The following is a 22,360-nucleotide window of genomic DNA, read 5'->3' as shown; positions in this document are numbered from 1 at the left end:
TCCACTTGCTCCACCACCGACAGCTTAAAAGCCAACGTGTAGTCGCGCTGTGTGCGCTTCACTCCTGTATCCATCACACCTGCCCTTTCTTGACGGCAAATGTGTCAACTTCTGGCAGGACGGGTCATAGCCCACAAAAAAGCCCGCATCGAGCGGGCTTTTTTGTGTCAGGAACAAAGGCCGAATTACTTCAGCTTGATTTCCTTGTAGTCCACATGCTTGCGAGCTACCGGATCAAATTTCTTGATCAGCAGCTTTTCAGGAGTGGTTTTCTTGTTCTTGTCGGTCGTGTAGAAGTGACCGGTGCCGGCTGTCGATTCCAGCTTAATTTTTTCGCGTCCGCCTTTGGTTGCCATGATGATGCCTCTTAATTAGAAAGTTTCAGGCCTGGCCACGGGCGCGCAGGTCTGCGAGCACGGCGTCGATGCCATTTTTGTCGATCAAACGCAGACCGGCGTTGGAAATGCGCAGGCGAACCCAGCGATTTTCTGACTCAACCCAGAAACGGCGATATTGCAGGTTCGGCAGGAACCGGCGCTTGTTTTTGTTGTTGGCGTGGGAAACCGTGTTCCCGACCATCGGGCCTTTGCCCGTGACTTCACATACGCGTGCCATGTGGACACTCCGATACTTTTTAACGGCCCTGACTGACGCCAGGAGCCTCACCTCGCCAAGAAAAGGGTGGCGGTAACCCGATTGCTGACCGATTCCCTCACGGGGGCGTTCAGCAAAGCCCGGCATTATAGCCCGGTATCGAATTACGCCTGCTGTTCCAGAAAGCGCTGGGCATCTAGCGCTGCCATACAACCGGTGCCGGCGCTGGTGATGGCCTGGCGGTAAACGTGGTCTTGCACGTCACCGGCGGCAAAAATGCCCGGCACGCTGGTCTGGGTGGCAAAACCCTTGTTGCCGCCTTGGGTGATGATGTAGCCGTTTTCCATCGCCAACTGGCCTTCGAAAATGCCGGTGTTGGGGCTGTGGCCGATGGCGATGAAGCAGCCTTTGAGCGCCAGGTCTTCCAGCGCGCCGGTGGCCACGTTTTTGATGCGTACACCGGTCACGCCGGTTTCGTCACCCAGCACTTCGTCCAGCGTGCTGAAGGTGCGCAGTTCGATCTTGCCAGCAGCCACTTTTTCCATCAGCTTGTCGATCATGATCGGCTCGGCGCGGAACTTGTCGCGGCGGTGGATCAGGTAGACCTTGTTGGCAATGTTGGACAGGTACATGGCCTCTTCGACGGCGGTGTTGCCGCCGCCCACCACACAGCAGACCTCGTTGCGGTAGAAAAAGCCGTCGCACGTGGCGCAGCCGGACACGCCGCGGCCCATGAACGCTTCTTCAGAGGGCAGACCGAGGTACTTGGCCGAGGCGCCGGTGGCCAGGATCAGTGCGTCGCAGGTGTAGGTGGCGTTGTCGCCTTCCAGCGTGAACGGCTGTTTGGAAAAATCCACCTTGCTGATCTGGTCGAACACGATCTCAGTCTTGAAGCGCTCGGCGTGCTCCAGAAAACGTTGCATCAAATCCGGCCCTTGCACGCCATGCACGTCGGCGGGCCAGTTGTCGACCTCGGTGGTGGTCATGAGTTGTCCACCCTGGGCCATGCCGGTGATGATCACCGGCGACAGGTTGGCGCGGGCGGCGTAAATGGCGGCGGTGTAACCGGCAGGGCCCGATCCGAGGATCAGGACTTGGGTGTGGCGTTGGGTGGTCATCAGTTACCTTTTAATACATGTGAGAGTGGTGCGCGCAGCAGCGATTCGTTCTTAAACTAACGAGTTGCTTCGGACCCGGCATTTTTGTGGGTTTCAATCCTATCCGGTTCCTGGAAGGCTAGTTTATGAGGGTGATGCGATGGTCATGTTGACGACGCCATGCCTGCTGTGCAGGCGGTCGATTTTCTCAGGACGTTCACTGGCACAGATGTCGCAGGGGTACCAAGCGCTGCTCACGCCGTGCGACGAGCGGTATGCCCGGCGTGTGACGGGGTGGGTGCAGCGCCTGTGCCGTGTGCGCGGCACTGGCTGGCCGGTGCGGAGGGCACGATGACCTATTCCCTCAACACCCTGAATACGCCCCGCGGTGGCGCACCCAAGGGCGAGCGCACCGGTTTGGGGCGTTTTGCCGCCGAACTCTGGCTGGTGGTGGCCTCGGTGGCGCTGGCGCTGTGGTTGCTGGCGCTGCTGAGTTATTCGCCGCTGGATCTGGCCTGGTCAACCTCGGGCACGGGCGCGCCGGTGGGCAATGCCGCGGGCCAGGTGGGTGCCTGGCTGGCGGATGGCAGCTATTTCCTGCTCGGTTATTCCGTCTGGTGGTGCGTGGCAGCGGGACTGCGCGCCTGGTTGTCGGCCTTGGCGCGCTGGCTGCGCGGCCATGACGAGCCCTTGGCCAACCGCGCCCAGGTGGTGGATGGGCCGTCAACCGGCGGCAGCCGGGCGCTGTTCTGGCTGGGCCTGGTGTTGCTGACCTGTGCCAGCGCGACGCTGGAATGGACCCGTTTTTACAGCCTGGAGGCGCATTTGCCCGGCCACAGCGGTGGCGTTCTGGGGTATTTGCTGGGGCCGCTGGGCCTGGAGAGTTTGGGTTTTACCGGGTCGGGCCTGGTGGCCATTGCGGCCGGTGTGGTTGGCTCGTCGCTGGTGTTTGGTTTTTCATGGGGTTACCTGGCCGAGCGGCTGGGTGCCTGGATGTTTGGCCAGATCGAGACACACCGCGAAAAAGTGGCCCTGGAAGAAGATGTGGCGCTGGGCCAGCAGGCGGCGCAGGCGCGTGCCGAGGTGCTGGTGGAAGAGCGTCAGGACACCCTGGTGCTTCACCCCAAGCCGGTCGTGGTGGTGGAGCCACCGCTGGCCGATGTGCCCAAGAGCGACCGCGTGGTCAAAGAGCGCCAGAAGCCGCTGTTTCGCGAACTCGATGGCAAATTACCGCAGGTGGACCTGCTCGACGCCGCGCTGGTGCGCCAGGAAACCGTCGCCCCTGAGACGCTGGAGATGACCAGCCGCATGATCGAGAAAAAGCTCAATGACTTCGGCGTGGAGGTGAACGTGGTGCTGGCGCAGCCTGGCCCGGTCATCACGCGCTACGAAATTGAACCCGCCACCGGCATCAAAGGCTCGCAAATTGTCGGGCTGGCCAAAGATTTGGCGCGCAGTTTGAGCCTGGTGTCGATCCGCGTGGTGGAAACCATTCCCGGCAAAACCACCATGGCCCTCGAATTGCCCAACGCCAAACGCCAGACCATCAAGCTGTCCGAGATTTTGGGCTCCAAGATCTACAACGAGGCCAAGTCAATGCTGACCATGGGCCTGGGCAAAGACATTGTGGGCAACCCGGTGGTGGCTGATCTGGCCAAAATGCCGCACGTGCTGGTGGCAGGCACCACCGGTTCGGGCAAGTCGGTGGGCATCAACGCGATGATTCTGAGCCTGCTGTACAAGGCTGAGGCGCATGACGTCCGGCTGCTGATGATCGACCCCAAGATGCTGGAAATGTCGGTCTACGAAGGTATTCCGCACCTGCTGTGCCCGGTGGTGACCGACATGAAACAAGCGGCCAACGGCCTGACCTGGTGTGTGGCCGAGATGGAGCGCCGCTACAAACTGATGAGCAAGATGGGCGTGCGTAACCTGGCCGGTTTCAACACCCGTATGGACGAAGCCAAGGCGCGCGGTGAACTCATCGGCAACCCGTTCAGCCTGACGCCTGAAGCCCCTGAGCCGCTGGACCGCCTGCCGCACATTGTGGTGGTGATCGACGAACTGGCCGACCTGATGATGGTGGTCGGCAAGAAGATTGAAGAGCTGATTGCCCGCCTCGCCCAAAAAGCCCGTGCGGCCGGTATCCACCTGATTCTGGCGACCCAGCGTCCCAGCGTGGACGTGATCACCGGGCTGATCAAGGCCAACATCCCGACCCGCATTGCGTTCCAGGTCAGTAGCAAGATCGACAGCCGCACCATTTTGGACCAAATGGGGGCCGAAGCCCTGCTGGGCATGGGCGACATGCTCTACATGCCTAGTGGCACCGGCTTGCCGATTCGCGTGCACGGGGCGTTTGTCAGTGACGAAGAGGTGCACCGCGTGGTCAGCTACCTGAAAAGTCAGGGTGAACCCAATTACATTGAAGGGATTCTGGAGGGCGGCACGGTGGACGGTGAAGACGGTGCAGGCACACTCGACGGCGGTGGCGGTGAAAAAGATCCGATGTACGACCAGGCCGTGGAAGTGGTGCTGAAGAACCGCAAAGCCAGCATTTCGCTGGTGCAGCGCCACCTCAAAATTGGCTACAACCGCGCCGCCCGGCTGGTGGAAGATATGGAAAAAGCCGGTCTGGTGAGCAGCATGAGCAGCAGCGGCCAGCGCGACATTCTGGTGCCCGCGCGCAACGATTGATGGGTCATTCAATGCAATTTCAACGGTTTGTGATCACGGCGGCGTTACTGCTTGCCGGGGCGGGTTCCACCTGGGCCAGCGGCCTGAAAAGCCTGGAAGACTTCGTGAAAACGGTAAAAACCGGGCAGGCCGATTTCACCCAGGTGGTGACCTCGCCAGCCAAGGAAGGGCAGACGCCGCGCGTCAAAACGTCGAGCGGCCAGTTTGAGTTTTCCCGCCCCCATCGTTTCAAATTCATCTACGTCAAACCTTTTGCCCAGACCATCGTCGCCGACGGCCAGACGCTGTGGTTGTATGACCAAGACCTGAACCAGGTCACGACCCGTCAGCAGTCGCAGGTGTTGGGTTCAACCCCGGCGGCGCTGATTGCCTCAGCCGCCGATCTGAAGGCGCTGCAGGCCGACTTCACCCTCACCGATGCACCTGATAAGGATGGCCTGCAGTGGGTGCTGGCCGTGCCCAAGTCGAAAGACGGACAGTTGCAGTCGGTGCGGGTGGGCTTCAAGTCGAGCAGCGCCGAGGTGCCCACGCTGGAAGTGCTGGAGATACTGGACAGTTTTGGCCAGCGCTCGGTGCTGAGTTTTGCCGGTTTTCAGGTCAACCCGGCCTTGTCGGCCAAAGCCTTTGAGTTCAGGCCGCCTGCCGGCGCCGATGTGTTGAAGCAGTGACGTGTGTTCGCTGACCGTTGCGCCACGTTGGCGAAGTCGTCACCCACCGGCAAGCCAGGTTGAGGTTGATCAGCCTGGCCGGTTCAGCCGCCCCAGGGTGTTGAACGGGCCCGCTCGGCCACAATAGCGTCATGCGTATCGCGCCCCCGAACCACCCGCCACTTGCCGAACGACTGCGCCCCAAGACCTTGAGCGAGGTCATTGGCCAGCAGCACATGCTGGGTGAGGGCATGGCCCTGCGGCTGGCATTTGAGTCGGGCCAGCCGCACAGTTGCATTCTCTGGGGGCCACCCGGCACGGGCAAAACCACCATCGCGCGGTTGATGGCGGACGCGTTTGATGCGCAATTCATCACCATCAGCGCGGTGCTCGGCGGGGTCAAGGACATCCGCGAAGCGGTGGAGCAGGCCCAGTTGGCGCAAGCCCAGGGCAGGCGCACGCTGGTGTTTGTCGATGAGGTGCACCGGTTCAACAAAAGCCAGCAGGACGCCTTCTTGCCGCATGTGGAAAGCGGCCTGTTCACCTTCATCGGTGCCACCACCGAGAACCCGTCGTTCGAGGTGAACTCGGCGCTGCTGTCGCGCGCGGCAGTCTATGTGTTGCAGGCGCTGACACCTGACGATTTGAAGAAAATTGTGGCGTCAGCCCAGGCCCTGCAAGGGCTGCCAGCGATCGAGGAAGCAGCCGTTGAGCGGCTGGTGGCGTATGCCGATGGCGACGCCCGGCGCCTGCTGAACACGCTGGAAACCTTGGCGGTGGCCGCTGCGCAGGAGCGTCGCAGCGAGATCACCGACGTGTGGCTTCTCAAAGTCCTGGGTGAACGTTTGCGCCGTTACGACAAGGGTGGCGAGCAGTTTTACGACACCATCTCGGCCTTGCACAAAAGTGTGCGTGGCAGCGACCCCGATGCGGCGCTGTACTGGCTGGTGCGCATGCTCGATGGCGGCGCCGACCCCAACTACATGGCGCGCCGCCTGATCCGCATGGCCAGCGAGGACATCGGCCTGGCCGACCCGCGGGCACTGCGTCTGGCGCTGGACGCCGCCGAGGTGTATGAACGTCTGGGCACGCCCGAGGGTGAATTGGCGCTGGCCGAGTGTGTGGTGTATCTGGCCATCGCGCCCAAAAGCAATGCGGTCTACAAGGCGTTCAATGCGGCCAAGGCCTGGGTCAAACAGGACAGCACCCGCCCGGTGCCGATGCACCTTCGCAACGCGCCGACCAAGCTCATGAAGCAACTGGATTACGGCAAAGGCTACCGCTACGCGCATGACGAGGCGGGTGGTTTCGCCGCCGGGGCCACTTATTTACCCGACGGCATGGCCGAGCCGGGCTTTTACCGCCCGGTGGAACGCGGACTGGAAATCAAAATCGCCGAAAAGCTGCGCAGCCTGCGCGCTCAAAACCAGGCCGCGGCGCAGGCTGTCGGACCGTCAGCCAAAAGTTAGCCTGGCTGGTGATCGGGGCCATGGTCGTGACCGATGCCGTGATGGCTGTCACAGTCATGCGCTGGCCCGGTGACCAGTGGTAGCGTACCGTTCAACCATGCCGTGACGGCGCGGTCCGGGTCGGTTTCGGTGGTGACGGCGACCTGGATGCCTTTTTGTGCCAGCCGCGTCTGCAGGCCGCGTCCGGCACTGGCCGCAATCAGCAAACAGGTGCCGTCCAGCGGATGCGCGGCTTGGGGCCCGGCGGCATGGGCGCTTTCGTGAAAACTTTGTTCCAGAGGGAGTTCCAGAAGCGCCTTGCCGGCAATTTGCCGGTTGTGAATGTCATACACCCAGAACTTGCGGCATTTGCCGGCATGTTCGGTGATGGTTTTGCGGTTTTGACTGGTGACGGCGATTTTCATGGCGGTGTATCTGTGAAGCGGCTGGCGTCGGATGATGCCGCCAGTCAGGTATTGAGCAACCGCCGTGCCAACTTGAAAATTGATCCTAAGCTTTTGAAATTATTGTATTTTTCATCTGGGGTGTGTATCGCCGGGCATGCCAGGTGACAAAAATGGCAGCGTACCCGGCAGCGCGTTGGTTGCCTGCGCTGGCAGAGGCTTGACGGATTTGCAGCCTGGCTTAGGTGGGCGGGGCTCATCCCATCGCGCTGATCTGTTGTCGTGCGTGCTCAAGGGAAAACCCGCGGGCGCAAGTTCAAGACCCTCGGGCCACCTTGACTACAATCGCGGCCACTTCCGCCCCGGGCGGCACCGTTCTGGCAAGTTTATTGCTTGACGATTTGGGTTGTTGGTAGCGCAGGGTTTGGCAGGTTCACCACGTGAGCCGACGTACCGGCCGACACAGCTTTCGGCTAATTTCGGAGAACAAATATTTATGGAAACCTTGATACAGCAGATCATCAATGGTCTGGTGTTGGGAAGCATGTATGCCTTGGTGGCGTTGGGCTACACCATGGTGTACGGCATCATCGGCCTGATCAACTTCGCCCATGGCGAGGTGCTGATGGTCGGCGCCATGACCAGTTGGAGCATCATCGGTTTGATGCAAGAGTCCATGCCCGGCACGCCGGGCTGGATCATCCTGATTGTGGCCATGGTCATCGCGGCGGTGGTTGCGGCCACCTTGAACTTTTCCATTGAGAAACTGGCGTATCGGCCGCTGCGCAACAGCCCCCGGCTGGCGCCGCTGATCACCGCGATTGGAATGTCGCTGCTGCTGCAGACGCTGGCCATGATCATCTGGAAACCCAATTACAAGCCTTATCCCAACTTGCTGCCAATGGTGCCTTACGAGATTGGCGGTGCGGTCATCACGCTGACGCAGATCTTGATTCTGGCGATGACGGTGGTCTCGCTGGCGGTGCTGATGTGGCTGGTGAACTACACCCGGCTGGGTCGCGCCATGCGCGCCACGGCTGAAAACCCGCGCGTGGCCGCGTTGATGGGGGTCAAGCCTGATCTGGTGATTTCTGCCACCTTTGTGATTGGTGCCGTGCTGGCCGCCATTGCCGGCATCATGTGGGCGGCCAATTACGGCACGGTGCAGCACACCATGGGCTTCCTGCCTGGCCTGAAGGCGTTCACGGCGGCGGTGTTTGGCGGCATTGGCAACCTGGCTGGTGCGGTGGTGGGCGGTATTGCGCTGGGCCTGATCGAATCACTGGGCGCGGGTTACATCGGTGCCATCACCGGCGGTGTGCTGGGCAGCCATTACTCGGATATTTTTGCGTTCATCGTGCTGATCATTGTGCTGACGCTGCGGCCCTCGGGCCTGCTGGGTGAGCGTGTGGCGGACAGAGCCTAGGAGACCCGTCGTGCGACAAAAACAAATCATCGTTTTCCTGCTGGCAGCTGTTGGGCTGTTGGTGGCCCCCCTGATCCTGCAGAGCTTTGGCAACGCCTGGGTGCGTATTGCCGACATGGCGCTGCTGTATGTGTTGCTGGCCCTGGGCCTGAACATTGTGGTCGGTTACGCGGGTCTGCTGGACTTGGGTTATGTGGCGTTTTTTGCCATTGGCGCCTACATGTACGGTCTGCTGGCCTCGCCCCACCTGACCGACAACTTTCCCGCCATTGCCGCCATGTTCCCGGACGGTTTGCACATGCCGATCTGGATCATCATCCCGGCGGCGGCGGGTCTGGCCGCGCTGTTTGGCGTGTTGCTGGGGGCGCCCACGCTGCGCCTGCGCGGTGATTACCTGGCCATCGTGACGCTGGGGTTTGGCGAGATCATCCGCGTGTTCATGAACAACCTGGATCACCCGGTCAACATCACCAACGGCCCCAAGGGCATGGGTCAGATCGATTCGCTGACGTTTTTTGGCATGAGTTTTGGCAAACGCATCGAGGTGTTCGGCTACGACATCTCATCGGTCACGCTGTATTACTACCTGTTCCTGGTGCTGGTGGTGGTCAGTGTGATCATTTCGCATCGGCTGCAGTTGTCGCGCGTGGGCCGTGCCTGGATGGCCATTCGCGAAGATGAAATCGCCGCCAAGGCCATGGGCATCAACACCCGCAACCTGAAACTGTTGGCGTTCGGCATGGGCGCCACGTTTGGCGGTGTGTCGGGGGCCATGTTTGCCTCTTTCCAGGGCTTTATTTCGCCCGAGTCGTTCAGTCTGATGGAGTCGGTGATGATTGTGGCGATGGTGGTGCTGGGCGGCATCGGTCACCTGCCGGGCGTGATTCTCGGGGCCGTTTGCCTGTCGGCCTTGCCCGAGGTGCTGCGTTATGTGGCCGGGCCACTGCAGAGTCTGACGGGGGGGCGGCTGGACGCCTCCATCCTGCGCCAGTTGCTTATCGCCACCGCCATGATCAGCGTCATGCTGTTGCGCCCGCGTGGTCTGTGGCCCGCGCCCGAGCATGGCAAATCACTCGCCAGCACCAAGCCTTGAGCTGTGCTTGACAGTGCTTCAAAGGAATCGATAACCATGACAGACACAGTTCTCAACGTCTCTGGCGTGTCCAAGCGCTTCGGTGGCCTGCAGGCCCTGAGCGATGTGGGCATCCAGATCCAGCGCGGCCAGGTGTACGGCCTGATTGGCCCTAACGGCGCGGGCAAAACCACCTTTTTCAACGTGCTCACCGGTCTGTACACGCCCGACACCGGCAAGTTCGAGCTGGCCGGCAAGCCTTACCGGCCCACCGCCGTGCATGAGGTGGCCAAGGCGGGGATTGCCCGCACCTTCCAGAACATCCGCCTGTTTGCCGAAATGACGGCGTTGGAGAACGTGATGGTGGGGCGCCATGTGCGCACCCATTCCGGGCTGGTGGGCGCCGTGTTTCGCACCGCGGGTTTCAAGGCCGAAGAGGCTGCCATTGCGCAGCGCGCGCAGGAGTTGCTGGATTACGTGGGCATTGGCCGCCTGGCGGACTTCAAGGCGCGCACGCTCAGTTACGGTGACCAGCGTCGCCTAGAGATTGCCCGCGCGCTGGCCACCGACCCGCAACTCATCGCCTTGGATGAGCCCGCCGCCGGCATGAACAGCACCGAAAAGGTGATGCTGCGCGAGCTGATCGACAAGATCCGCAATGACAACCGCACCATTTTGCTGATCGAGCACGACGTGAAACTGGTCATGGGACTGTGTGACCGGGTGACGGTGCTTGATTACGGCAAACAGATTGTCGAGGGCACACCCGCCGAGGTGCAGCGTAACGAGAAAGTGATCGAAGCCTATTTGGGCACAGGTGGCCACTGATATGACAAAAACTCTTCTGAAAGTAAAAAGCCTCAAGGTCGCTTACGGCGGCATTCAGGCTGTCAAGGGCGTGGACTTTGAGGTGCGTGAGGGCGAACTGGTGTCGCTGATCGGCTCCAACGGCGCTGGCAAAACCACCACCATGAAGGCCATCACCGGTTCGCTGCCGATCAACGACGGTGACATCGAGTACCTGGGTAAAAGCATTCGCGGCCAGGGCCCGTGGGACCTGGTGAAGCAGGGCCTGGCCATGGTGCCGGAAGGCCGCGGCATCTTCACCCGCATGACGATTCTGGAAAACCTGCAGATGGGTGCCTACATCCGCAACGACAAGGCTGACATTCTGAAAGACATCGACAAGGTGTTTGGCATTTTTCCGCGCCTGCAAGAGCGCAAGGATCAGTTGGCTGGCACCTTGAGTGGTGGCGAGCAGCAGATGTTGGCCATGGGACGTGCGTTGATCAGCCGGCCCAAGGTCTTGCTGCTGGACGAACCCTCGATGGGTCTGTCGCCCATCATGGTCGACAAGATCTTTGAAGTGGTGCGTGATGTGTACGCACAAGGGGTCACCGTGCTGCTGGTGGAGCAAAACGCCAGCCGTGCGTTGGCGATTGCCGACCGTGGTTATGTGATGGATTCCGGCTTGATCACCATGACCGGTGAAGGCAAAACCATGCTCAAGGATCCCAAGGTGCGCGCCGCCTACCTGGGCGAGTAGTTCGTGCACTTTGGATGTCAGGCCACCGTTTGGTGCGGGCAGGTCGCTGATGACATCCGCCTTTCAAAGCGGGCAGGTTGACTCAGGCCGCACCGTTGGCCAACTGAATCGCCAGACGGTTGTGCTGTTCGATCAGCGGACCCAGATCCAGCGTGGTCAGCTGGCCTTCGCGCACCACCACCCGGCCATTGACCACCGTGTAGGCTGCCTGCTGGCTGGCGCACAGCAGCAGGGCACCGACCGGGTCGTGCACGGCGCCGCCGGCAAAACCCAGCGTGTTCAGATCAAACAGCGCCAGGTCCGCACACATGCCCGGTGCCAGGTGACCAATGTCGCTGCGGCCCAGCACCTGTGCCCCGCCCCGTGTGGCCATGCTCAGGGCGTCGCGGGCGGTCATCTCGGCCGGGCCCAGATCACAGCCAAAAAAGCCACGTGACTGGCCCGTGGCGTTGATGCGCACCTCGGGCGGCTGCATGGCGCGGCCCACGCGGGCCAGCAGCAGCGCCTGGCGGGCTTCATTCACCATGTGCGCGGCATCGTTGCTGGCGCTGCCATCCACCCCCAGGCCCACTGGCACGCCGGCATTGAGCATCTTGCGAATTGGCGCAATGCCACTGGCCAGGCGCATGTTGCTGCACGGGCAGTGCGCCACACCCGTGCGGGTGGCGGCAAACAGGCTGATGCCGACATCGTCGAGTTTGACGCAGTGCGCGTGCCACACGTCATGGCCCAGCCAACCCAGGTCTTGTGCGTATTGCGTGGGGGTGCAGTTGAACTTTTCGCGGCTGTAGGCCAGGTCGTGGTCGTTTTCGGCCAGATGGGTATGCAAGCGCACGCCATAACTGCGTGCCAGCAGGGCCGACTGGCGCATCAGGTCGCGGCTGACGCTGAACGGCGAACACGGCGCCACGGCCACGTTCACCATGGCGCCGTGCGCCGTGTTGTGCCAGGTCTCGATCAGGCGCTGGGTGTCTTTCAGGATGACGTCCTCTTTTTCCACCACCCGGTCGGGTGGCAGGCCGCCCTGGCTTTGCCCAACGCTCATGCCGCCGCGCGTTGCCACAAAACGCATGCCGATGCGCTGCGCCGCCTCGATGCTGTCGTCCAGCCGCACGCCATTGGGGTAGATGTAGAGGTGGTCGCTGCTGGTGGTGCAGCCGCTGAGCAACAGTTCGGCCATGGCGACCTGGGTGCTGACCTGGACCATCTCTGGCGTCAATCCGGCCCAGATCGGGTACAGGCCGCGCAGCCAGCCAAACAGCTCGGCGTTTTGCACCTGGGGGATGGCCCGCGTCAGGCTTTGGCTCATGTGGTGATGGGTGTTGATCAGGCCGGGTGTGACCAGGTGGTGCCGGGCGTCAATGACCTCGTCAGCCGTTGAGGGCAACTCGGCGGCCGGCCCGATGGTCTCGATGCGGTGGCCACGAATGAATACCGAAGCGTCATGCCACTCGCGGGCCTCAGACGGTTTGGCATGGTCAAAGGTGGCAATACAACGGGCGTTTTTGATCAGCAAGGTGGGCATGCGAGGCGTTTCGGGTGGCGTTGACATGGCTCCGATGTTCGCACCAAGCAGAAGCTGGCGAGGCGTTTCGTCGCAGCCGTGCGCTTGGTGGCAACACATTTGTCGGCAAAACTGAACAATAGCCGGATCCATGTCGTTGTTTTACATCATTTGACCTTCTATTTGATCTGGCTCAAGGTTGTCATGGGCGCGATACACCATATTAGAGGCTATGTTTACAGTCCACACCATCAATCCGCTCGCGCAAACGCGAACACTGGGCCGCGGCCAGGTGTTGCTGAGACGCGGTTTCGAAGCTGACCAGGTCAGTTTTATTGAATCCGGCCGGGTTGCACTGGGTGTGATGGGCTCGGACGAGATGGCGCACCAGATTGGTGTGCTGGAAGGCCCTTGCTGGCTGGACGCGAGTTCGGTCGTGTTGGGCCTGCCCCATTTGGTCGATGCCGTGGCGGACACCCCGCTGAAGCTCTGCACGGTAGCCGCCGTTGATTTCAAAAAAGCGATCGCCGAGATGCCGGGCGCTGCACAAGCCGTGTTGACCGACGTGGCGATGGCGCACCGCCGACAAACCGAATTTGCGATGAGCCGTCTGGCCAAGGACGCTGAGGCCCGTTGTGCCGAATGGTTGCTCAGCCATGCACGTTTTGGTGCCAAGGGTGATCTGGCGGTGGAGTTGCAGCAGCGCAAACGCAGCATCGCGGCGCAACTTGGCATCGCACCCGAGACCTTGTCGCGCGTGCTGCGTCATTTGCGTGAAAAGCGCCTGATCAGTGGGTCGGGCCGCGTGTTGAATCTGCTGAACCCCGGCGCCTTGCGTTCCCTGGCTGGTTTTTAAGCCAGCCCCAGCCCCAGGCCGAGCCAGAGCTTCGCAAGAGGGAAGCTCTTTTCATTTGGAGCGTCAGGATTGGCCCAGTGCCTGGAGCACGCGTTCAGGCGTGGCGGGCGCGTTGAGCTTCACACTTGCATCGCTGCGCGCCCGCGCCACCGCGTCGCGCAGCGCCTCAAACACGCTAATGGCCAGCATGAAGGGGGGTTCCCCCACCGCTTTGGAGCCCCCGACGTTGTCCTCGGTGTTGGGGGCGTCCCACAAATCAACCTTGAAATGGGCGGGAATGTCACCCGCTGTTGGGATCTTGTAGGTGCTGGGGGCGTGGGTGGTCAACAAACCCTTGTCATTCCAGACCAGCTCTTCGGTGGTGAGCCACCCCATGCCCTGCACAAATCCGCCTTCGATCTGACCCACGTCCAGCCCCGGGTTGATCGAGCGACCCACGTCGTGCAGGATGTCCACGCGCAAGACCTTGTTTTCGCCGGTCAAGGTGTCGATGGCGACCTCGGTGCAGGCCGCGCCATACGCAAAGTAATAAAACGGCCGACCACTGAGCGTGGTTTTGTCGTAGTGGATCTTGGGTGTGCGGTAAAAGCCGTCGCTCCAGAGCTGGATGCGGTTGGCATAGGCCAGCTGCACCACCGCATCGAATGTGCGCGTGGTCTTGGGGGTGAACACCTGGCCGTTCTGGAAGGTGACCGCACCCGCACCCACACCGTCGAGCCCACCGACAAAAGCCGCCAGGTTGTCGCGCACATGGCGCGCCGCAAACTGCGCGGCGCGGCCATTGAGGTCGGTGCCGGCCGAGGCTGCGGTGGCCGAGGCATTGGGGATTTTGCTGGTGTCACTCGCCGTGGCCAGCACCTTGTGCAGTGGCACACCGAGTTCGTCGGCCACAATTTGCGCCACCTTGGTGTTGAGGCCCTGGCCCATCTCAACCCCGCCGTGGTTGACCTGCACACTGCCGTCCAGGTAGACATGTACCAACGCACCAGCCTGGTTGAACAGCGTGGCAGTGAAGCTGATGCCGAATTTGACCGGTGTGATGGCGATGCCGCGTTTGACGGTGCTGTGGCTGGCGTTCCATGCGGAAATGGCCTCCAGCCGCTGTAGGTACTGGGCAGACTGTGCCAGTGTGGCGAGCATCGGTTGCAGGATGTTGCCTTCCACCTGCATGCCGTAGTGCGTGGTGTCGCGGCGTGCCGGGGCTGGCGCGCCATGCATCTGTAGCTGGACGGGTGGGGCAGCGCGTGAGGCATGCGCAGGCTGCCGCGCTTGGCGGGTCACTGCGTCAGCCTCCAGTGGCTCGTCGCTGTACAGGTTGCGCAAGCGCACGGCCAGCGGGTCCAGGCCGAGGTGGCGGGCGATGTCGCCCAGGATGACCTCGGTGACGATCATGCCCTGTGGCCCGCCAAAGCCGCGAAACGCGGTGTGGCTCTGGGTGTTGAGCTTGCAGCGGTACGAGGTGATGGCCACGTCCTGCAGGTAGTAGGCGTTGTCGGCGTGGAAGATCGCGCGGTCGGCCACCGGGCCCGATAGATCGGCGCTGAAGCCGCAGTGCGCCGCCATCATGAGTTTGAGGCCACACAGGCGCCCGGTGTCATCAAAACCCACGGTGTACTGGTAGCTGAATGGGTGGCGTTTGCCGGTGATCAGAAAGTCGTCGTCGCGGTCCAGCCGCAACTTGACCGGGCGCTTCACCTTGGCGGCGGCCACGGCAGCCCACACCGCCAGATGGCCGGCCTGGGTTTCCTTGCCACCAAAACCGCCACCGAGCCGGCGGCACTCGACGCGCACCGCGTGGTTGTCCAGCCCCAGCGCGTGCGCCACCCAGTGCTGTACCTCGCCCGGGTGCTGGGTGCTGCTGTAGATCAGCCACTGGTTCTGCTCCTGCGGCAGGGCGTAGGCCACCTGGCCTTCCAGGTAAAAGTGTTCCTGGCCACCGACTTCGAGGGTGCCGCTCAAGGTGTGCGGCGCGCGCGCCAGCGCGGCCTCGGCATCCCCACGCGCCACAGTCACTGGCGGCAGCACATAACTTTGCGCGGCCAGCGCGTCCTGCACGTTCAGGATGGCGGGCAGGGCGGTGATGTCGGCTTGCACCAGCCGGGCGGCACGGCGGGCCAGTTCAACGCTGTCGGCCACCACCAGGCCCATCACCTGGCCGATGTGTTGCACGGTGTCACGCGCAAACACCGGCTCGTCCCCGGCAAACGCCGCCAGCACAGGGTCACCCGGCACATCATTGGCCGAGACAATGGCGTGTACCCCGGGCAAAGCCAGGGCTGCCGACGCATTTAATCCATGCAGTTGACCATGCGCGACGGTGGACAAAATGGGGGCAGCATGCAAGGTGCCGCGCAGTTCTGGCAAATCGTCAATATATGGCGCAGCGCCTGACACCTGCGCTTTCGCACTTTCATGCGGCGCTGAACTGCCGCAAGCGCCCGACGATGCGGCGAGGTGCTTGGCTAAGGCTGCGGGTGGCGTCTGGCGCAACGCCGCGGTTGTCGCGGCAGAGGTCACGGTGTCGGGAAACGTGTTCATGCTTGCAAGGTCTCCAGCGACACGTCGGCTTCGCCCTGGCTCTCGCGCCACAGCCGTTGCAGCAGGTTGCCCAGCACCGTGCGGCGGTAGTCGCTGCTGGCGCGCATGTCGGAAATCGGCTGGAACTCGCCACGCAAGGTGGCCATGGCCTCGTCGACGGTGGCCGGGGTCCAGGGCTGGTGACGCAGCGCGGCCTCGGTTTGACGCGCGCGCACCGGCGTGGCGGCCACCCCGCCCACGCCGATGGAAGCCTGTGCGACCTGATCCTCTTTCAGGTGCAGCTGCACCGCCAGGCAGACGGCAGAAATGTCGTCTTCCAAGCGTTTGGATACTTTGTAAACCCGCAAAAATTCGCCTGGCGCAGGCTGCGGCACGATGATGCGGCTCAGCACCTCGTCCGCTGCCATCACGTTCTGGCGGTAACCGGTGTAGAGCGATTCCAAGGGCAGCTCACGCAACCCACGCACACTGGCGAGTTCAACCCGGGCGCGCAAGGCAATCAGCAGCGGCATCGAGTCACCAATGGGCGAGCCATTGGCCACATTGCCGCCCAGCGTGCCCGAGTTGCGCACCGGCGCACCGGCAAAACGCATGGCAAAAGCGTGCAGGGCAGGGCGGCTGGCTTCCAGCGCCGCAAAGGCGTCGGTCAGTGTGACAGCAGCACCGATGCTCAGGTGGGCCTCGTTTGAGCTGATCTGGCGCAGTTCTGCCACCCGGGTCAGGTCCAGCACCTGCGCAAAATCCTTGTGTTGTTTGTTGACCCACAGCCCCACATCGGTGCATCCGGCCACCAGTTGTGCCTGCGGCTGGGCGGCCCGCAGCGCCAGCAGTTCAGCCAGCGTGGTCGGGGATTGGTAGCTCACATCAGGCGCAAGCGCCCGTTCCGGCGTGGCCAGCAGCGCTAGTTTGGCGAGGATGTCCGCCTCGTTGAGCGCCACGGTCGGCCAGCTTGACATCTGCTGCGCCGCATCCAGAATGGGCCGGTAGCCGGTGCAGCGGCACAGGTTGCCCGACAGCGCATCCAGGGCCTGTTCGCGGCTCACGCGCTGGCCCTGGCACACCTGGTTCTGGTACAGGCCAAACAGGCTCATGGCAAAGCCGGGGGTGCAAAAGCCGCACTGGCTGGCATGGTTGGCCAGCAGCGCTTGCTGTACCGGGTGCAAGGTGCCGTCCGCTGCAGCCAAGTCTTGCGCCGTCCACAGCGCCAAACCGTGGATCGAATGGGCCAGCCGGATGCAACTGTTGACGGCGTTGTAATGCAGGCGCCCGTCGCGCCTTTCGCCCAGCACCACGGTGCAGGCGCCGCAGTCACCTTCGTTGCAGCCTTCTTTGGTGGCGGTCAAACCCAGGTCGTCGCGTAGCAGTTGCAGCAGGGTGCGGGTGGGGGGGACGTGGTGCAGCGTGACCAGTTCGCCGCGGTGCACAAAGTGAAGGTCAGGATGAGGCATGGGTGTCGGTATCCAAAGAAGGCTGAACGGGACAGGTGGCGTGATGGAGGGGGTGGCAGGTTGCAGCAAGATTCCTGCCAAGCGTGGCATCGTCCTTGCTTGACACGATTCTTGTTGTGCTTGGCGTTGGCCCCGGTTTATTCAATACACTTCCGTCCAAATTAGTTTTATATCCATCGTTGTCCGGCATTTTGAAACAAATCCTGTGCGCTCGCCCATCCTCACCCCCCGACTCCAGCTCAGTGGCATCACCAAGCGTTACCCCAGTGTGGTGGCCAACAGCGAGGTGTCTTTGACGGTACTGCCTGGCGAAACCCATGCCGTGCTGGGTGAAAACGGGGCTGGCAAATCCACGTTGATGAAAATCATCTACGGCTCGGTCAAACCCGACGAGGGCTCGGTGCTCTTCAACGGCCAGCCAGTCCACATCAAAAACCCGCAAGAGGCGCGCGCCCTGGGCATCAGCATGGTGTTCCAGCATTTCAGCCTGTTTGACACCATCACCGTGGCCGAAAACGTCTGGCTGGGCCTGAGCAAGACGCTCAGCCTGGCTGAGGTCGCCCGCAGCATCGAGGCCAAGGCGGCCGAGTACGGGCTGGACATCGACCCGGCGCGCCCGGTGCACACCTTGAGCGTGGGCGAGATGCAGCGGGTGGAGATCATCCGCGCGCTGCTGACCAACCCGCAACTGCTGATCCTGGACGAACCCACCTCGGTGCTGACGCCGCAGGCCGTTGAAAAACTGTTTGTGGTGCTGAAAAAGTTGGCCAGTGAAGGCTGCAGCATTCTCTACATCAGCCACAAGCTGCATGAAATCCGTGAACTTTGCAACGCCTGCACCGTGTTGCGCGGCGGCAAGGTCACCGGCGTGTGCAACCCGTCACAAGAGAGCAATGCTTCGCTGTCGCGCATGATGATTGGCGCCGAGCCACCGCAGCTGACGCACCGTGTGCAAGACCCCGGCCCGAGTGTGCTGCGGGTGAGCAACCTGACCCTGGCGCGCGAAGACCAGTTTGGCGTCGACCTGGAAGGCATTTCGTTTGAGGTGCGCGCTGGTGAGGTGGTGGGTATTGCCGGGGTGTCGGGCAACGGTCAGAAAGAGTTGCTGTGTGCGTTGTCGGGTGAAGACAACCGCGCCAAGCCGGGCAGCGTGCGCATGGGCCGGGTTGATGTCTCCAGCATGCACCCGGGGCGCCGGCGCAAGCTGGGTCTGCATTTTGTGCCCGAGGAACGTCTGGGCCGCGGTGCCGTGCCCACGCTCTCTCTGGCGCACAACCTGCTGCTGACGCGCCAGGAAGCCATTGCCTACCCGGGTTTTTTTGGCGGGTGGGTGCGTGTGAAACAACTGGAAGCGCAGGCGGCAGAGATCATTGCGCGTTTCAAGGTCAAGGCGGGTGGCTCACGTTCGGTGGCGCGGTCGCTGTCGGGGGGCAATTTGCAGAAATTCATTGTGGGGCGCGAAATTGACGCCAACCCCAAGCTGTTCATCGTCTCGCAACCCACCTGGGGGGTGGATGTGGGTGCTGCGGCGCAAATTCGCGGCGAAATTCTGGCGCTGCGCGACGCGGGCTGCGCGGTTCTGGTGGTCAGCGAAGAGCTGGACGAGTTGTTTGAAGTCTGTGACCGCCTGCATGTGATTGCGCGCGGCCAGTTGTCACCCTCAGTTCCGGCAGCTGAGGCCACGGTCGAAAAAATTGGTGAGTGGATGAGCGGTCTGTGGGACTATGAGGTGCAAGCCCACCTGGCGGAAATGTCGGGCCTGCAAGATGGCGGGCAGGAGGCGGGTCATGCTTAAGCTCGAAGCGCGCCCCGAGCCGTCACGCGTCTGGACCTATGCTTCGCCTCTGCTGGCGCTGGCGATCACCGTGCTGATCGGTGCGCTGATGTTTGCCGCTTTGGGCAAAGACCCGGTCAAGGGCTTGCAGATGTTTTTCTGGCTGCCGATCCAAAGCGGCTACGCCTGGGGCGAGTTGCTGGTCAAGGCCACGCCGCTGTTGATCATTGCGCTGGGGCTGGCGGTGTGTTTTCGCTCCAACGTCTGGAACATTGGTGCCGAGGGCCAGTACATCATTGGGGCCATTTTTGCCGCCGGGGTGGCGCTGATGGCTGATCGCTCCACCGGCGCCTGGATCGTGGTGCCGATTCTGCTGGCCGGTGTGCTGGGCGGCATGGTGTGGGCGGGCATCACCGCGCTGCTGCGCGACCGTTTCCATGCCAACGAGATTCTGGTGAGCCTGATGCTGGTGTATGTGGCGGTGCAACTGCTGAGTTACCTGGTGGGCGGCCCCTGGAAAGACCCGATGGGCTTCAACTTTCCGCAAAGCAAGACCTTTGAAGCCGTCACGCGGATACCACGCCTGTTCACGGGGTCGCGGGTGAGCATCGGGGTATTTTTTGCCTTGCTCGGTGTCATTGGCTTGTGGGTCTTTTTGTTTCGCACTCGGGCCGGGTTTTCATTGCAGGTGGGCGGCTTGGCGCCGGCGGCGGCGCGTTACGCCGGGTTCTCATCGCGCAAGGCGCTGTGGACGGCGTTGTTGATCTCCGGTGGCGCGGCCGGTTTGGCCGGTGCGCTGGAGGTGGCCGGGCCCATCGGCCAGCTCACGCCGTATGTGCCAGCGGGTTACGGTTTTGCCGCCATCATCGTGGCTTATGTCGGGCGGCTGCACCCGGTGGGCATGGTCTTGTCGGCCCTGTTGATGAGCATGTTTTACATCGGTGGTGAGCTGGCGCAGTCGCGCTTGGGGCTCACCAAATCGCTCACCGGTGTGTTTCAGGGCCTGCTGCTGTTCAGCCTGCTGGCTTGCGACACGCTGGTGAATTACCGGCTCACCTTGCATAAGAGAAGGAGCGCCTGATGGAGTCTTACGCGCTGCTGTTGGCGGCCACGTTAAACGCGGGCACGGTGCTGGCACTGGCCTCGCTGGGGCTGCTGATCAACGAGAAGGTGGGCATCGTCAACCTGGGGGCGGAGGGCATGATGCTCTGCGCGGCCATTGCCGGGTTTGCCACGGTGGTCACCACCGGCTCGGATGTGATGGGTTTTGCCGCCGGGATGGTGGTGGGCGCGGTGCTGGCAGGCATGTTTGGCCTGCTGGTGATCTGGCTCAACACCAATCAGTACGCCACCGGGCTGGCGCTGACCCTGTTTGGCGCCGGTTTCTCGGCCTTTGTGGGCACCTCTTTTGTGCAGGCCAAAATTCCCGAGCGTGCCGCGTTTGCCGTTCCCTATCTGTCAGATATCCCATGGTTGGGGGCGGCGCTGTTTCGGCATCACCCGCTGGTGTACCTGACCGTGCTGTTTGCGCTCGGGTTGATCTGGTTCATGTACCGCACCCGCAGCGGGCTGATCATGCGCAGCGTGGGTGAAAGCCCCGAGTCGGCCCATGCGCTGGGTTACCCGGTGCGCCTGATCCGCCTGCTGGCCGTGATGGTGGGTGGGGCCCTGTGTGGGCTGGCGGGCGCCTACATTTCGATCATCTACACGCCGCTGTGGGTGGAGGGCATGGTGGCGGGCAAGGGCTGGATTGCGCTGGCACTCACCACCTTCGCCACCTGGCGACCGGCACGGGTGTTGCTTGGGGCTTACCTGTTTGGCGGCGTGACGATGTTGCAGTTTCACTTGCAGGGGATCGGGGTCGATGTGCCGAGCCAGTTCCTGAGCATGTTGCCGTATGTGGCCACCATCGTGGTGCTGGCGCTGATCTCGCGCAACCCGCAGTGGATCCGCATCAACATGCCCGCCAGCATCGGCAAACCGTTTTATCCGGGTGCGTGAATCCAAGCTATTTCTGCTTGACGAAACCGTCCGGGACGCATTCATAATGGCTGTTTTTTTCTCAACTCGTCTCAACCCCTTTGATAAGGACCCGATATGACTGATCTGCAAAAACGTATGCTGCTCAAGGCGGCTGCACTCACCGCCGTGGCCTCTGCTGCGCTGGTGGGCTGTGGCAAAAAAGAGGAGCCTGCGCCCGCGCCTGCTCCTGAGCCCGCCCCGGTGGCATCGGCACCCGAACCCGCCAAACCAGATCCTCTGAAGATTGGTTTTGCCTATGTGGGCCCGGTGGGTGATGGCGGCTGGACGTTTGCGCATGACAACGGTCGCAAAGCCCTGGAAGCCGAGTTTGGCGACAAGATCGTCACCTCGTTTGTGGAAAACGTGCCGGAATCGGCCGATGCCGAGCGCGTCATCCGCGACATGGCCGGCCAAGGCAACAAGCTGGTGTTTGGTACCACTTTCGGTTACATGGAGCCCATGCTCAAGGTGGCCGCCGAGTTCCCGGACGTGAAGTTTGAGCACGCCACCGGTTACAAACAGGCCGCCAACATGCGCACCTACGACAGCCGCACCTATGAAGGCGCGTACATGGCCGGTGTGATTGCCGGTGCCATGACCAAGAGCAACACGCTGGGCGTGGTGGGTTCGGTCCCGATCCCTGAAGTGCTGCGCAACATCAATGCCTTCACCCTGGGCGCACAAAGCGTCAACCCCAAGGTCAAAACCAAGGTGGTCTGGGTGAACGGCTGGTTTGACCCGCCGAAAGAAACCGAAGCCGCCACTAGCCTGATCAACGGTGGTGCCGACGTGTTGTTCCAGAACACCGACTCGCCCGCGGTGCTGAAAACCGCTGAAGCCAAGGGCAAACGCGCCTTCGGTTGGGATTCCGACATGACCGCCTACGGCCCGAAAGCGCACCTGGCCTCCGCCGTGATCAACTGGGGCCCGTACTACATCAAGGCCACCAAGGAAGCCCTGGAAGGCGCCTGGACGGCCGGCGAAGGCACCCACAGCTGGTGGGGCGTGAAGGAAGGCGCGATCGACATCGTGTCGATCGCCGAGGATGTGCCGGCTGAAACCAAAGCCAAGGTGGAAGAAGTCAAGAAGGGTCTGGCTGACGGCTCCTTTGTGATCTGGAAGGGTCCGCTGAAGAACAACGCGGGCAAGGACATGCTGGCCGCTGATGCGGTGGCTGATGACAAGTTCCTCAGCGGCATCAATTTCTACGTCAAGGGCGTGGAAGGCAAAGTGCCCGGCGCCAAGTAAACTGGCATCGCCCCTGGTCAAGGCCGCCTTCGGGCGGCT

At 62.1% G+C, this 22,360-nt stretch carries 19 protein-coding genes; 12 read left to right on the top strand and 7 right to left on the bottom strand.

Features of this window, described 5'->3' with window-relative positions; translation table 11 throughout:
• Positions 1-185 precede the first annotated feature (185 nt).
• From rpmG to trxB, 3 genes are all read right to left on the bottom strand, one after another.
• Positions 186-356, bottom strand: coding sequence for a 50S ribosomal protein L33 (rpmG, locus tag LHU53_RS11695; protein WP_101102312.1), 171 nt, complete (start codon positions 354-356; stop codon positions 186-188).
• A gap of 25 nt (positions 357-381) precedes the next feature.
• Positions 382-615 carry a 50S ribosomal protein L28 gene (gene rpmB / locus LHU53_RS11690; RefSeq protein WP_078363766.1) on the bottom strand — a complete coding sequence of 78 codons (234 nt, stop codon included), beginning with the start codon at positions 613-615 and terminating at the stop codon, positions 382-384.
• A gap of 143 nt (positions 616-758) precedes the next feature.
• A complete protein-coding gene (gene trxB / locus LHU53_RS11685; RefSeq protein WP_227332830.1) occupies positions 759-1,712 on the bottom strand; it encodes a thioredoxin-disulfide reductase in 954 nt (317 codons plus the stop codon).
• Positions 1,713-2,042: 330 nt separating this feature from the next.
• Between trxB and LHU53_RS11680 the strand changes: the two genes are divergently transcribed.
• From LHU53_RS11680 to LHU53_RS11670, 3 genes are all read left to right on the top strand, one after another.
• The gene (locus tag LHU53_RS11680; protein ID WP_227332829.1) at positions 2,043-4,388 is read left to right on the top strand and encodes a DNA translocase FtsK; all 2,346 of its coding nucleotides are present in this window, start codon (positions 2,043-2,045) and stop codon (positions 4,386-4,388) included.
• 11 nt (positions 4,389-4,399) lie between these two features.
• Positions 4,400-5,056 carry an outer membrane lipoprotein chaperone LolA gene (lolA, locus tag LHU53_RS11675; protein ID WP_227332828.1) on the top strand — a complete coding sequence of 219 codons (657 nt, stop codon included), beginning with the start codon at positions 4,400-4,402 and terminating at the stop codon, positions 5,054-5,056.
• Positions 5,057-5,187: 131 nt separating this feature from the next.
• Positions 5,188-6,504 (top strand): replication-associated recombination protein A, encoded by a 1,317-nt coding sequence (locus LHU53_RS11670; RefSeq protein ID WP_227332827.1) that lies wholly within the window; start codon positions 5,188-5,190, stop codon positions 6,502-6,504.
• Here the strand turns inward: LHU53_RS11670 and LHU53_RS11665 are convergent.
• Entirely contained in the window at positions 6,501-6,908 is a 408-nt protein-coding gene (locus tag LHU53_RS11665; RefSeq protein WP_227332826.1) for a NifB/NifX family molybdenum-iron cluster-binding protein, read from the bottom strand. The genes LHU53_RS11670 and LHU53_RS11665 overlap by 4 nt on opposite strands.
• A 475-nt stretch (positions 6,909-7,383) precedes the next feature.
• Between LHU53_RS11665 and LHU53_RS11660 the strand changes: the two genes are divergently transcribed.
• Genes LHU53_RS11660 through LHU53_RS11645 form a run of 4 tightly spaced genes read left to right on the top strand, consistent with a single transcriptional unit; the run spans position 7,384 to position 10,931 of the window.
• Positions 7,384-8,313 carry a branched-chain amino acid ABC transporter permease gene (locus LHU53_RS11660; protein WP_227332825.1) on the top strand — a complete coding sequence of 310 codons (930 nt, stop codon included), beginning with the start codon at positions 7,384-7,386 and terminating at the stop codon, positions 8,311-8,313.
• Positions 8,314-8,323: 10 nt separating this feature from the next.
• Positions 8,324-9,406 (top strand): ABC transporter ATP-binding protein, encoded by a 1,083-nt coding sequence (locus tag LHU53_RS11655; RefSeq protein ID WP_227332824.1) that lies wholly within the window; start codon positions 8,324-8,326, stop codon positions 9,404-9,406.
• Between the two features lie 36 nt (positions 9,407-9,442).
• Entirely contained in the window at positions 9,443-10,213 is a 771-nt protein-coding gene (locus tag LHU53_RS11650; RefSeq protein ID WP_227332823.1) for an ABC transporter ATP-binding protein, read from the top strand.
• A 1-nt stretch (position 10,214) separates the two neighbouring features.
• A complete protein-coding gene (locus tag LHU53_RS11645; protein WP_227332822.1) occupies positions 10,215-10,931 on the top strand; it encodes an ABC transporter ATP-binding protein in 717 nt (238 codons plus the stop codon).
• Positions 10,932-11,013: 82 nt separating this feature from the next.
• Here LHU53_RS11645 and LHU53_RS11640 read toward each other — a convergent pair whose 3' ends face one another.
• Positions 11,014-12,456 (bottom strand): 8-oxoguanine deaminase, encoded by a 1,443-nt coding sequence (locus LHU53_RS11640; protein WP_227332821.1) that lies wholly within the window; start codon positions 12,454-12,456, stop codon positions 11,014-11,016.
• A gap of 211 nt (positions 12,457-12,667) precedes the next feature.
• On the opposite strand from LHU53_RS11640, the gene LHU53_RS11635 reads away from it, so the two are divergent.
• Positions 12,668-13,291, top strand: coding sequence for a Crp/Fnr family transcriptional regulator (locus tag LHU53_RS11635; RefSeq protein ID WP_227332820.1), 624 nt, complete (start codon positions 12,668-12,670; stop codon positions 13,289-13,291).
• A 63-nt stretch (positions 13,292-13,354) separates the two neighbouring features.
• Here the strand turns inward: LHU53_RS11635 and xdhB are convergent, their stop codons facing one another.
• Both xdhB and xdhA read right to left on the bottom strand, forming a co-directional pair.
• Positions 13,355-15,829, bottom strand: coding sequence for a xanthine dehydrogenase molybdopterin binding subunit (gene xdhB / locus LHU53_RS11630; protein WP_227332819.1), 2,475 nt, complete (start codon positions 15,827-15,829; stop codon positions 13,355-13,357).
• Positions 15,826-17,277 carry a xanthine dehydrogenase small subunit gene (xdhA, locus tag LHU53_RS11625; RefSeq protein WP_227332818.1) on the bottom strand — a complete coding sequence of 484 codons (1,452 nt, stop codon included), beginning with the start codon at positions 17,275-17,277 and terminating at the stop codon, positions 15,826-15,828. The genes xdhB and xdhA overlap by 4 nt, the downstream gene beginning before the upstream one ends.
• Positions 17,278-17,494: 217 nt before the next feature.
• Between xdhA and LHU53_RS11620 the strand changes: the two genes are divergently transcribed.
• The 4 genes from LHU53_RS11620 to LHU53_RS11605 all read left to right on the top strand — a co-directional run bounded on the left by LHU53_RS11620 (position 17,495) and on the right by LHU53_RS11605 (position 22,321).
• Positions 17,495-19,072: an ABC transporter ATP-binding protein gene (locus LHU53_RS11620; protein ID WP_227332836.1), complete on the top strand. Its 1,578-nt coding sequence runs from the start codon at positions 17,495-17,497 to the stop codon at positions 19,070-19,072.
• Positions 19,065-20,132: an ABC transporter permease gene (locus LHU53_RS11615; protein ID WP_227332817.1), complete on the top strand. Its 1,068-nt coding sequence runs from the start codon at positions 19,065-19,067 to the stop codon at positions 20,130-20,132. Before LHU53_RS11620 ends, LHU53_RS11615 begins: the two co-directional genes overlap by 8 nt.
• A complete protein-coding gene (locus LHU53_RS11610) occupies positions 20,132-21,052 on the top strand; it encodes an ABC transporter permease (protein WP_227332816.1) in 921 nt (306 codons plus the stop codon). The genes LHU53_RS11615 and LHU53_RS11610 overlap by 1 nt, the downstream gene beginning before the upstream one ends.
• 96 nt (positions 21,053-21,148) lie before the next feature.
• Positions 21,149-22,321: a BMP family ABC transporter substrate-binding protein gene (locus LHU53_RS11605; RefSeq protein ID WP_227332815.1), complete on the top strand. Its 1,173-nt coding sequence runs from the start codon at positions 21,149-21,151 to the stop codon at positions 22,319-22,321.
• The last annotated feature ends 39 nt before the right edge of the window (positions 22,322-22,360 follow it).

The sequence above is a fragment of the Rhodoferax sp. U2-2l genome, from assembly GCF_020594515.1.
In the GTDB taxonomy this organism is placed as follows: domain Bacteria; phylum Pseudomonadota; class Gammaproteobacteria; order Burkholderiales; family Burkholderiaceae_C; genus Rhodoferax.
Note: the sequence above shows the minus strand (reverse complement) of the source record. Positions and strands in the feature narration are given on the sequence as shown.